The sequence below is a fragment of the Streptomyces anandii JCM 4720 genome (assembly GCF_014650655.1).
GTDB classification, from domain to species: Bacteria; Actinomycetota; Actinomycetes; order Streptomycetales; family Streptomycetaceae; genus Streptomyces; species Streptomyces anandii.
In genome coordinates, this window is sequence record NZ_BMVJ01000026.1 from 48124 (window position 1) to 59968 (window position 11845).

An 11845-nucleotide genomic window follows, 5' to 3' on the forward strand; every position below is an offset into this window, starting at 1 on the left:
TGAGGCTGCGCGCACTGCTGGAGACCGACGCGCTGGGCCTGAAGCTGCTCGGCGGCGAGGACGAGCTGGACCGCACCGTCCGGGGGGTCATGACCACCGACCTGCGCGACCCCAGCCGCTACCTTTCCGGCGGGGAACTGGTGCTGTCCGGGCTGGCCTGGCGCCGCGACGCGGCCGACTCCGAGCCGTTCGTACGAATCCTCGTGCAGGCCGGCGTGGTCGCGCTCGCCGCCGGCGAGGCCGAGCTGGGCGAGGTGCCCGAGGACCTGGTGGTGGCCTGCGCCCGGCACCGGCTGCCGCTGTTCGCGGTCAACGAGTCGGTGGCGTTCGCGACGATCACCGAGCACGTCGTGCGGCAGGTGTCCGGGGAGCGGGCCGGCGACCTCGCGGCCGTCGTGGACCGGCACCGCCGGATGATGACCTCCGGTCCTGCGGGCGGCGGCCCCGATGTCGTCCTGGATCTGCTGGGCTCCGACCTGGACCTGCGGGCCTGGCTGCTCTCCCCCGCCGGGCGGCTCGTCGCCGGCCCGAAGACGTCCGGCCCCGGGGCCGGCCCCGCCCTGCCGGCCGAGCTGTGCGCCCGGCTCGCCGCCGAGCACCTGGCGGCCGCCCGCACCGGCCGGCGCGGTCCCCACCGGGTGACGCTCGGCGCGACGACGTACTCCCTCTTCCCCATCCGCAGCGGCGGCCGGGCACCGCAGACCGGGCAGGCGGGGCAGGCCGCGCCGAGCGGGCCGGACGCGCGCGAGAGCGTGCTGTCGGAGTGGCTGCTGGCCGTGGAGGCGGACGCGGGCGACTGGCCCGAGGAGCGGCTCGACCTGCTGCACGGCGTCACCCAGCTGATCGCGGTCGAGCGAGACCGCCGGGACGCGGCCCGCACGGTGCGCCGCAGGCTCGCCCAGGAGGTGCTGGAGCTGGTCCAGACGGGCGCGCCGCCCGCCGAGATCGCGGCCCGCCTCCGGGTCGCCGCGCCGGTGCTGCTGCCGGGCCTCGGATCGGCCCCGCACTGGCAGGTGGTCGTCGCCCGCGTCGAGTGGGAGGGCCAGGCGGAGGGGACCGGCCCGGTCGCCCAGTCGCTGCTGGAGGAGATCCTCGTCGACCCCCGCGCCACCGGGCCCGAGCCCTCCGACCGGATAGCGGTCGCGCACGCCGGCGACGAGGCGGTCGCGCTGGTGCCGCTGCCGGCCGTCCCGGCCGAGGGCGACGGCGCCGAGCCGGGCATCCTCGCCGACGCGCTCCTCGCCGCCGTACGGGACCCGCTGTCGGCCGGGCTCGACGGCGACGGGCGGCTCACACTCGGCGTCAGCGCGGCCGTGCACTCGGCGGAGGGGCTGCGCGGGGCGCTGGAGGAGGCCCGGCACGCCCGCCGGGTCGCGGCGGCCCGGCCCGGACGGGTGTGCGCGGCCGGACACCAGGAGCTGGCCTCGCACGTGCTGCTGCTGCCCTTCGTCCCCGACGACGTGCGACGCGCCTTCACCGCCCGGCTGCTGGACCCGCTGCGCGACTACGACCGCCGCCACCGCGCCGAACTGATCCCGACCCTGGAGGCGTTCCTCGACTGCGACGGCTCCTGGACGCGCTGCGCCACCCGGCTCCACCTGCACGTCAACACGCTGCGCTACCGGGTGGGACGGATCGAGCAGTTGACGGGGCGTGACCTTTCGCGGCTGGAGGACAAGCTCGACTTCTTCCTGGCGCTGCGCATGAGTTGAGGGTCGGCGGGCGCCGGCCGTCGCACGACTTTGTGAAATCTTTCACCCATCCTCTTGGCCGGGCGCCGGGATTCGTGCTGAGATGCCGCCACCACTCAAGGCTCGAAGGCGTGCTCGGGGAGGGCAACGTGGCGCATACCGCCATGTCTGGTAACGGAACGACCCCTGGTGACGATCCACTCCAGACCGCGGTATGGCGGCTGCGCTCACGCGCGTGCTGGACCGACGCCGCCGCGCTGCTGCCGGGGGCCACCGCGGCCGCCGCCCTGCAGAGAACCGTGCTGCTGGTGGAGCGGTGCCTCTACACCGAGGCCGGCTGGGAGGACGCCGAGGACGCGCTGCGCACGGCGGAGGCGCTCGCCCACGACGACGAGGAGCGGGGCGCGGCCGCTTGTGAACGCGGGTACTTGGCCTACGCGGCCACGCTGCACGGGGTGCGTGACCGGGCCGACGAGGCGCGGGCCGCGCTCGGGCGTGCGGCGGCGCTGCTCGCGCCCGGGGCTCCGGGGCGGGCCCTGCTGGACTTCCGGCGCGGGCTGATCGCCGAGAACCTGACCCGCTCCCCGCAGGCCGCGCGCGCCGCCTACCGCCGCGCGCACGCGGGCGCGACCGCCCACGCGGATCCGCTGCTGCTGTCCTTCACCTGGCGGCATCTGGCCGGACTCGCGCTGCGGGAGGGAGAGCTGGCGGAAGCGCGGCACGGGTTCGCCGAGTCGCTGCGGATCCGCGAGGAGCTCGGGTACCTCGTCGGCACGGCCCCCGCGCTGGCCTCGCTGGCCGAGACGGAGGCGGAGCCGGAGGCGTCCCGGCTGCGGGACGAGGCGCGACGGCTGTTCCGGCTGCTGGGCGGCGTGCCCACGTGGCTGGCCCGGCAGCTGAGCCCCTCGCCGCCGGCCGCGGGGGCGGCCACGGCCTGAACCGTGCGGTGCGCGACGTGCTCAGAGGAAGCTGAGAGGTTGCTGTGCCAGGCTGACGCGCCCGAACACGCGGACGGAACTGACGTACGTCCCGGTACCCCCCGTCCCGCCGCGTGCACCCCCCACGGCCGCCCCTGGAGGAGCGTCTGATGAGCCTGATCAACGGCCTGCCCGCGCACGTGCTGCTGGTCCATGTCGTGGTCGTCCTGGTCCCCCTCACCGCCCTGGTCCTGGTGGTGTGCGCGCTGTGGCCGCAGGGCGCCCGGCGCCTGGGCCTCGCGTTGCCGCTGCTCGCCCTCGTCACGCTGGTGAGCGTCCCGCTGGCCACGCAGGCCGGCGAGTGGCTGGAGCGGCACGTGGACAGCGACCCGCTGGTGCGGCGGCACGCCGAACTGGGCGACGGCATGCTTCCCTGGGCGCTGGGCCTGTTCGTCCTCGCGGCCGGCGTCTGGTGGCTCGCCCGTCGCACCCCGGCCCCGGAGGCCGCCGAAGCCCCCCGCTCGGGCGCGGGCCTGGTGATCCGCGTCGCCGCGGCGGTCCTCTCCGTGGCGATCGCCGCGGGCGCGGTCGTGACGGTCTACCGGATCGGCGACTCCGGCGCGAAGGCCGCCTGGCACGACGCCTACTCCAAGACCGCCACCAAGGGCGGCGACGACTGACCCCACCCGCAGCCGCGGCCCGGCCGGCCATCCGGCCGGGCCACACCCGTGTCCGCCCTCACCCACGCGCCGGCGACGGCGCGGCCACAGACCCCGCCCCCCCCGTGCCGCCCGCCCCGCGGGCGGCTGGACACGTGAATCACCGCCCCCGCGTCCACCACCGCCTCGCACGCGGACGGCAACGGCCGCACCTGCGCGCGGGGCGGACCCCGCCCGGCGGCGGCACGAGCGCCACGCGCCCGGCCGCCCCGCCGACAGGCCCCGTGCCCACCCCGGACCGCCGCGGGCCGCAGCAGCACGGCCGCGGACCGCGCCGGCCACAGCCGGTCCGCCCGCGAGAGCGGGCGACGGCCGCAAGGCGGGCCTCGTCGGCGGGTACGCACCGCATCACCCCCGGGACCGCCGCCCACGCCCGGCCCGCCGGCCCGGACCTCGCCCACGCGCCGGGCCAGGGCCCGCCGGCGCGACCGCCGCCAGGTGCGCCGCGCAGGGCGCGGGGCGCACCTGTGCGTGGGCCGGATCTCGCGTGGGCGGCGTCAGGGCTCCTGGTGGAGCGGGGTCAGGTGTTGGTGGAGGAGGCGGGTCACGAGGGGGAGGTCACCGGCGGTCAGGGCGTCCAGGAGGGTGGTGTGGGCCGTGGCGTCCGCAAGGAGGTCGGTGCGAGCGGTGGCGGCGGTCAGGGGCCACTGGGCGCGGCGGTGGAGGTCCTCGGCGACGTCGGTGAGCTGGGCGTTGCCGGCCAGGGAGAGCAGGGCGCGGTGGAAGGCGCGGTCGGACTCGGCGTAGGTGGCCCGGCAGCCGGAGGCGGCGGCGCGGACGGTGGCCTCGGCCGGTGCGCGCAGGGCGTCCCAGCGCTCGGCCGGCAGCGTACGGGCGAGCCGCAGGACCACCGGGACCTCGATCAGCGCCCGCACCTCGGCGAGCTCCGCCAGCTCGCGCGCCCCCCGCTCGACCACCCGGAAACCGCGGTTGGGCACCACCTCGACGGCGCCCTCCAGGGCGAGCTGCTGCATCGCCTCGCGCACGGGCGTCGCCGACACCCCGAACCGCTCCCCCAGAGCGGGCCCGGAGTACACCTCGCCGGGCTTCAGGTCCCCGGCGAGCAGCGCGGTGCGCAGCGCGTCGAGGACCTGCCCTCGCACGGAGGAGCGCCGCACGACGGGGCGGGGCCGCGGCGGGGGCGGCTCGGCGTGGGTGTGCTCACCCCGGGTGGGCTCACTCCCGGTGCGCTCGCCGCCGGTGCGCTCGCCCCGGACGGGCTCACGGCGAGCGGCCTCCGCGGTCGGGGCGTCGTCCCGTCCGCGCCCGCGGTCCCCCGGTCCCGGCTGCCGTGGCACCCCGGCCGCCGGGGCCACCCGGCCCGTTCCGACCTCCTGGGTCCCGGTGCCGGCGGAGTCCTGCGCGCCCTGCTTCACGGTCCTCCTCCGGACTTGGGAGTGCTTGCGGTCATTACGACGGGTTGTTACTCACCCGTCAAGCACCATAGGCGCTCCAGGCCAATGGTTCACAGCCCGTTCAAGTGAAGTAAGGTAAGCCTTACCTTAAATGACCCACGTTCGAGTGCGGATCGGCGGTTCGGCATGCCCGTGCACCCCTCAGCCGTGGCGGACGCCTACGCCCGTCTGACCGAGGCCTTCCCCGGCCTGGCCGTCACCGAGCTCGACCCCGCCGATCCCGCCCCCGCCGGCGGCGGCTGGACCGGCGCGGCCGCCCTCGCGGCGGGCGGCCCCGGCCTGGACGCCTTCCTCGCCGAGGACGAGGCGCAGATACTGCACGACTACGGCACCCGGGCCCGCCCGGACGTCGTGGCCAGCTTCGGACTCCACCGCTACGCCTGGCCGGCCTGCCTGCTGTTCACCGTCCCCTGGTTCCTGCACCGCAGGGTGCCCCGCCTCCCCGCGACGCACGTCTGGTACGACCGCGCGGCCGGCCGCATGGCCGTACGCCCCCGCTCCTTCGCCTGTCTGCCCGGCGACCCCGCGGCCGCCCTCCCCGGCGCCCGCGTCGTGCCCGGCGAGGAGGCCCTGCGCGCCGAGCTGCGCGCGGCGGCCGCCGAGCACCTGGAGCCCGTCCTCGCCGCGTTCGGACCGCGCATGCGGCGCCGCGGGCGTGCCCTGTGGGGCATGGCGACCGACGATATCGTCGAGGGCCTCTGGTACGTCGCCCACCTGCTCGGCGAGGACGAGCGCGCCCGGCGTGAGCTGGAGCTGCTGCTGCCCGGCGCGACGCGCCCCTACGCCGGCTCCGCGGCCTTCCGCGAGCTGACGGGCCCGGACGGCGAGCGCCTGCCGACCCGGGACCGTGCCAGCTGCTGCATGTTCTACACCGTGCGCCCCGAGGACACCTGCACGACCTGTCCACGCACCCGCGACGCCGACCGGATCGCCAAACTGACGGCCGGGTCCGCCTGCTGACCGGCCGTCACGTAAGATCGCCCGGAGCGGGATCCCCACACCGCCCGCAGGTGATTCACAACTTCCTCACCGGTCCCGGGAACTTTCCGTGGAACCACCTGTACGGGTAGTCTTATTCGAACTCAACTCCCGCCCCTCAAGCGGCAGTTCGAGCAGAACGCCGCCCTGGGCAATCCCTTGCACTTCCTTGGCGGCCTCTTGCCCCGAAACCCCCTGAGGGCCGATGGGGTTGGGCCACTATGGCGGGCGTTACGCCCTATCCCAATGCAAGGGACCCCTAGATGAGACTGACCGACATATCGCTGAACTGGCTGCTTCCGGGCGCCGTGCTGCTCCTGGGCGTGCTGGCGGCGGTGGCGGTGCTCGCGCGCGGCAAGCGGTCCGGGGAGAGCACGAGCGCGGACGACTCGTGGGAGCGCAGCGAGGAGCGCCGCAGGCGCAAGGAGGCCGTCTACGGAACCGCCTCCTACGTCCTGCTGTTCTGCTGTGCGGCGGTCGCCGCCGCGCTCTCCTTCCACGGCCTGGTGGGCTTCGGCGAGCAGAACCTCGGCCTGACCGACGGCTGGCAGTACCTGGTGCCGTTCGGCCTGGACGGTGCGGCGATGTTCTGTTCCGTGCTCGCGGTGCGCGAGGCCAGCCATGGTGACGCGGCCCTCGGCTCACGGATACTCGTGTGGATGTTCGCCGCCGCCGCGGCCTGGTTCAACTGGGTGCACGCCCCCAGGGGCGTCGCCCACGCCGGCGCGCCGCAGTTCTTCGCCGGGATGTCCCTGTCGGCGGCGGTCCTCTTCGACCGCGCCCTGAAGCAGACCCGCCGCGCCGCCCTGCGCGAGCAGGGTCTCGTGCCGCGCCCGCTGCCGCAGATCCGCATAGTGCGCTGGCTGCGCGCTCCGCGCGAGACGTACCGCGCCTGGTCGCTCATGCTCCTCGAGGGCGTGCGCAGCCTGGACGAGGCGGTCGAGGAGGTGCGCGAGGACCGGCGCCAGAAGGAGGACCGGCGGCGGCTGCGACGCGAGCAGGAGCGCGTGGAGCGCGCCCAGCTCAAGGCGATCAGCCGGGGCCACCGCGGCTTCGTCGGCCGGGGCGGCCGGCAGGTGGAGGCGCAGGCCCTGGAGCGGGGTTCCTCGCAGGTCACCGCGGAGCCTGCCATATCCCCCGCGGAACAACTGCCCGTCCGCGCGCGTCCCTCCCTGCAGCCCGTCCGCAAGGGGTCTGACCCGATCACCGTCGACCTCACCGCGGAGGACGACACGATGGCCCTGCCGCGGCTGGACTCCCTGGAGCGCAAGCTCAAGGACCTGGAGCAGCAGTTCGGATGAGCCCGGCCCCGGCTTCCGGCCGGATCCGGTGACGCACTCCGGGAGGGGGCGCGGCCCGCGGGCCGCGCCCCCTCCCGCTTCCGTTCACGCGGCGCCGGCGCCCGCGCCCAGGACGAACCACACGGACTTGCCCACCCCGTGCGGGCTCACGCCCCAGGCATCCGCGAGGGACTGCACGAGCACCAGCCCCCGGCCGCTGGTGTCCTCCTCGCCCGCCTGCCGCCTCGGCCGCGGTCGACGCGACACGAAGTCCCGCACCTCGACGCGCAGTTGACCCGGCGACACGGTGGCCGTGAGGATCGCGTCGTCATCGGTGTGGACCAGCGCGTTGGTGACCAGTTCGCTGGCGAGCAGTTCCGCGACCTCCGAGGTGCCGGGCCGCCCCCAGTGGCGCAGCAGCTCGCGCAGCGCCCGGCGCGCCTCGGGCACCGCCTTCAGATCCGCCCGTCCCAGTCTGCGCCTGAGCTGGGGCGCGCAGGGCCCCGCCGTCACCCCGTCGGTCTCTTCCTCCACCGTCTTAGCCGAGGAGGCCCCGACCATCATGGGACCGCCCCCTCGTGCCTGCCTCTTCATGACCCCCGCCCGCGTGCCGATGTCGGTTCCCCTCCAGCTCGAACACGTTCACGGGGATCCATGCCCCGTCGGGCACGCGCCAGTCATCGCCCGTCGCCGACGACCGGGTGTTCGGCCACCGGCACACCGCCCCACCGCCGCCGCACGGGCCCCCGGACACCCGTTTCCGGCCCCGCGTCGACTCCGGCGGGACGGGCCGGGCCGTGTGGACTGCGCCCAACTGCCCATGCGCACGTGCCGATCCGGTCGTATTCGGGTAAACAACGGCGCGCCGACTGGCCGCCGCGCCGTCCCGCGGACACCCCGCGCGCCCCCGGGACGCCCGCGGCGGCCGCGCGCCAACTTGGCCGGAGTACGACGCTTTCGGCCCTCACGGCCGGGGAACGTTGCGCAGATTGGAACGCGCCATCTGCAGCATTCGGCCCACCCCGCCCTCCAGCACGATCTTCGAGGCGGACAGAGCGAACCCGGTCACCATCTCGGCGCTGATCTTCGGCGGGATGGACAGCGCGTTGGGGTCGGTGACGACGTCCACGAGCGCCGGGCCCTTGTGCCGGAAGGCCTCCTTGAGCGCACCCGGCAGATCCTTCGGCCGCTCCACCCGCACCCCGTACGCGCCGCAGGCGCGGGCGACGGCGGCGAAGTCGGGGTTGGTGTTCGCCGTGCCGTACGAGGGCAGGCCCGCGACCAGCATCTCCAACTCAACCATGCCCAGCGAGGAGTTGTTGAACAGGACCACCTTCACCGGCAGGTCGTACTGCACCAGCGTAAGGAAGTCGCCCATCAGCATGGAGAATCCGCCGTCCCCCGACATGGAGACGACCTGCCGGCCGCGGTCGGTGAACTGGGCGCCGATCGCCATCGGCAGCGCGTTGGCCATCGAGCCGTGCGAGAAGGAACCGATGATGCGGCGGCGGCCGTTGGGCGAGATGTACCGGGCGCCCCACACATTGCACATCCCGGTGTCGATGGTGAACACGGCCTCGTCGTCGGCGACTTCGTCGAGCACGGCGGCCACGTACTCCGGATGGATCGGGACGTGCTTGTCGACCTTCCGCGTGTACGCCTTGACCACGCCCTCCAGCGCGTCCGCGTGCTTCTTGAGCATCCGGTCCAGGAACCGCCGGTTCTTCTTCTCCTTCACCCTCGGGATCAGGCAGCGCAGCGTCTCGCGCACATCGCCCCACACGGCCAGGTCCAGCCGGGAGCGGCGGCCGAGGTTCTCCGGCCGCACGTCGACCTGGGCGATCTTCACGTCCGTGGGCAGGAACGCGTTGTACGGGAAGTCCGTGCCGAGCAGGATCAACAGGTCGCACTCATGGGTGGCCTCGTAGGCGGCGCCGTAGCCGAGCAGACCGCTCATCCCGACGTCGTACGGGTTGTCGTACTGGATGAACTCCTTGCCGCGCAGCGCGTGTCCCACCGGGGACTTGACGCGGCCGGCGAACTCCATCACCTCGGCGTGCGCGCCCGCCGTGCCGCTGCCGCAGAACAGGGTGACCTTGCCGGCCTCGTCGATCATCTGCACCAGCCGGTCGATCTCGTCGTCGCCGGGCCGGACGGTGGGCCGGGAGGTGACGATGGCGGTCTCGGCCGCCTTCTCCGGGGCAGGCTCGCCGGCGATGTCACCGGGCAGGGCCACCACGCTGACCCCGCTGCGGCCGACCGCGTTCTGGATGGCGGTGTCCAGCAGCCGCGGCATCTGCTTCGGGCTGGAGATCAGCTCGCTGTAGTGGCTGCACTCGGCGAACAGGCGGTCGGGGTGGGTCTCCTGGAAGTAGCCGAGGCCGATCTCGCTGGAGGGGATGTGCGAGGCCAGCGCCAGGACCGGGGCCATGGAGCGGTGGGCGTCGTACAGGCCGTTGATGAGGTGCAGGTTGCCGGGGCCGCAGGAACCGGCGCAGGCCGCCAGCCGACCGGTGATCTGCGCCTCGGCCCCGGCCGCGAAGGCGGCGGTCTCCTCGTGGCGCACGTGGATCCAGTCGATCGCGGCGTTGCGGCGGACCGCGTCGACGACCGGGTTGAGGCTGTCCCCGACCACTCCGTACAGACGTTTGACTCCGGCGCGGACGAGGATGTCGACGAACTGCTCTGCGACGTTCTGCTTGGCCATGGCTGACGGACGCCCCTTCGGTCTCCCGCGGATTCCTTTTGGTTCCCGGTTCTCCTGGGTTCCTGGTGCTCCTGGGTTCCTGGTTCTCCTGCGTCCATGAATTCACAGCACGGGCCGTCACGCCTCCCACACGGCCGCGGCCGTACGGTCGTCCGAGTACCCCTTCACCCGCACCTGCGAGTCGGCGAGGAAGGCCGCCAGACCGGGCGGGGTCGGCCCGGACCACCGCCGCCCCAGGTACGCGCACAGTTCCGGCTCGCCCCGCAGCGGGTCGGCGAGGCCCCCGGTGCACATCAGCAGCGCATCACCCGGCCGGGCTACGGAGGCGCGGAACCGGAAGGGCTCGGGGGGCGGCCCGGGGTCCGGTTCGTACGGAGTGCCGGGTGGAGAGGTGGTGATCCCGAGGTCCATGGTGAGCCGGTCGCCCTCGGGGGTCTCGGCGGGGACGCCGTCCCCGGCCGCCCGGCGTGCGCCGGCCGGCTCGGGGACCCGGGGCTCGATGTCCTGCCACTCGCCGTCCCGCAGGCGGAACAGCCCGCCCTCCCCCGCGCCGAAGAAGACCCGCGTACGGCACTCGGGGTCGGCGGGCAGGAGCAGACAGCGCAGGCTGGCCGCGTACTCGTCGGGCGCCACGCCCTGTTCGGCGGCGCCGGCGCGGAGCCTGCCGAGGCTGCGGTCGGTCAGGCGGTGCAGGCCCGACTTCAGGTCGCCGCGCCGGGCGGCCCGGATGTCCTCCACCAGCCGGGCGTGACTGCGGCCCACCGCCCGCGCGATCCACTGGCACACCTCGGCGGCCGCGAGGTGCGCGGCGGGGGCGGCGCGGGTGCCGGTGGCCATCGCGACGAGGACCAGCGCCTGTTCGCCCGAGCCGAACCTCGCGGTGAGCAGCGCGTCGCGGCGCGGCTCGCCCCGGTACCGCGCGGAGTCGCCGCGCAGGGACACCGCCCGTAACGTGCAGGCGCCGTAACGGGCGCCGTCCAGCACGGTGTCCGGCACCAGGTCGTCCAGCCCGTCCGGGTCGGCGGGCGGCAGCGCGGTGGGTTCGGGGTCGTAGGTGGGAGGCCCGGAACCGATGTAGTCGAGGGCGGGCGGCGGGAGTTGAGGACCCGCCGGGGACTCGTCGGCGTCCGGTGCGGAGGCGGACGGGGGTGCGGTGCCCTCGGGTGCGGTGGCCGCGGGTTCCGGTTCCGGAGCGGGTACGGGCTCTGGTGCCGGGGCGGGTGCGGAGGCGGGGCTCACCGGGGCCAGGGCGGGGGTGGGCGGCGGTGGGGTCTCCCACGGGGTGCGGAGCCACCAGTCGGGCCCCCGGGGATCCTGGGGATCCGGGTCCGCCTCGGAGGGCGGTTCACCGGCCGGCTCGGTGCGGGGCGCCGGGACGGTCGCCGTGGGCGTGGGCGCCGGCGGGGACGCGGGCGCGGAGGCGGGCCTGGGCGGCGGTGCCGACGCGGGTGCGGACGCCGAGGCCCGCGGGGGCGGCCCGGGCGTGGACGCCGACGCCGACGCGGGCGCCGATGTCGGCCGCGGCGGTGGCCCGGACGTCGGTGGCGGAGCGGGCGGTGGTGTCGGCGGCCCGGGCGGTGGTGTCGGCGGCTCCGGCGCGGGGGGCGGTCGGCGGTCCTCCGGGGACGCCTGCGGCCCCCCGCCCACCGTGCCCGCCGCCGAGGCGAAACGGTCGTCCAGGGAGTCGGCCGCGGCCGTGGCGCCGGTGTCCTCGGTGGAGTCGTCGTACAACTGCCGCCACCAGTCGTCCTCGTGACCGGTGGGCCTTCCCCCCTGCTGGCTCATGCCCCCAATTGTCCACCGCGCGGGCGGTATGAAAACGGGGCATCCGGAAAATCCGGTGGGTGCTCACCCCTCGAACACCTCACCGAGTGAACCATCGAATACCGGTACGACTATCGGTGCGACTACCGGTACGGCACAAAGCCGCCGGGTGATCCCACCCCCCACGGGAAGACCACCCGGCGGCATTGGGCGACCCGGCGCCGGATCCCCTGATCCGCGCAGGCCACGTACCCGACCGGACACCGGGAAGATCCACAGGTGATCCGGTGGCGCCACCTTGTCAGAGTGACCGCGGGTACGGCGATGATGTCCTGCGGCGGGTTTGCGCCGTGGCCGGTTTCCGCCACGCGCGG

Annotated in this window: 9 protein-coding genes; 5 read left to right on the plus strand and 4 right to left on the minus strand. The window is 75.0% G+C overall.

The features are described 5' to 3' along the window. The 3 genes from IE249_RS31340 to IE249_RS31350 all read left to right on the plus strand — a co-directional run. Positions 1–1712 (plus strand): PucR family transcriptional regulator (locus IE249_RS31340; protein ID WP_229859646.1); only part of this gene is annotated, 1712 nt, incomplete at its 5' end. Between the two features lie 143 nt (positions 1713–1855). Further along, the gene (locus IE249_RS31345) at positions 1856–2629 is read left to right on the plus strand and encodes a hypothetical protein (RefSeq protein ID WP_189710266.1); all 774 of its coding nucleotides are present in this window, start codon (positions 1856–1858) and stop codon (positions 2627–2629) included. A 149-nt stretch (positions 2630–2778) separates the two neighbouring features. Then, a complete protein-coding gene (locus IE249_RS31350; protein ID WP_189710268.1) occupies positions 2779–3288 on the plus strand; it encodes a DUF2231 domain-containing protein in 510 nt (169 codons plus the stop codon). A gap of 536 nt (positions 3289–3824) precedes the next feature. On the opposite strand, the gene IE249_RS31355 is transcribed toward IE249_RS31350, so the two are convergent. Continuing rightward, complete coding sequence (locus IE249_RS31355) at positions 3825–4703, minus strand: GntR family transcriptional regulator (protein WP_189710270.1); 879 nt, start codon at positions 4701–4703, stop codon at positions 3825–3827. Positions 4704–4868: 165 nt separating this feature from the next. Between IE249_RS31355 and IE249_RS31360 the strand changes: the two genes are divergently transcribed. Together IE249_RS31360 and IE249_RS31365 are read left to right on the plus strand one after the other, a co-directional pair. After that, positions 4869–5702 (plus strand): (2Fe-2S)-binding protein, encoded by an 834-nt coding sequence (locus IE249_RS31360; protein WP_189710272.1) that lies wholly within the window; start codon positions 4869–4871, stop codon positions 5700–5702. Between the two features lie 281 nt (positions 5703–5983). After that, positions 5984–7021: a DUF2637 domain-containing protein gene (locus tag IE249_RS31365; protein WP_189710274.1), complete on the plus strand. Its 1038-nt coding sequence runs from the start codon at positions 5984–5986 to the stop codon at positions 7019–7021. 84 nt (positions 7022–7105) lie between these two features. On the opposite strand, the gene IE249_RS31370 is transcribed toward IE249_RS31365, so the two are convergent. The 3 genes from IE249_RS31370 to IE249_RS31380 all read right to left on the minus strand — a co-directional run bounded on the left by IE249_RS31370 (position 7106) and on the right by IE249_RS31380 (position 11492). Further along, a complete protein-coding gene (locus IE249_RS31370) occupies positions 7106–7564 on the minus strand; it encodes an ATP-binding protein (protein ID WP_189710276.1) in 459 nt (152 codons plus the stop codon). Positions 7565–7964: 400 nt separating this feature from the next. Continuing rightward, positions 7965–9707: a pyruvate dehydrogenase gene (locus IE249_RS31375; protein ID WP_189710278.1), complete on the minus strand. Its 1743-nt coding sequence runs from the start codon at positions 9705–9707 to the stop codon at positions 7965–7967. A gap of 117 nt (positions 9708–9824) precedes the next feature. Next, entirely contained in the window at positions 9825–11492 is a 1668-nt protein-coding gene (locus tag IE249_RS31380) for a protein phosphatase 2C domain-containing protein (RefSeq protein WP_189710280.1), read from the minus strand. Positions 11493–11845: the final 353 nt, after the last annotated feature.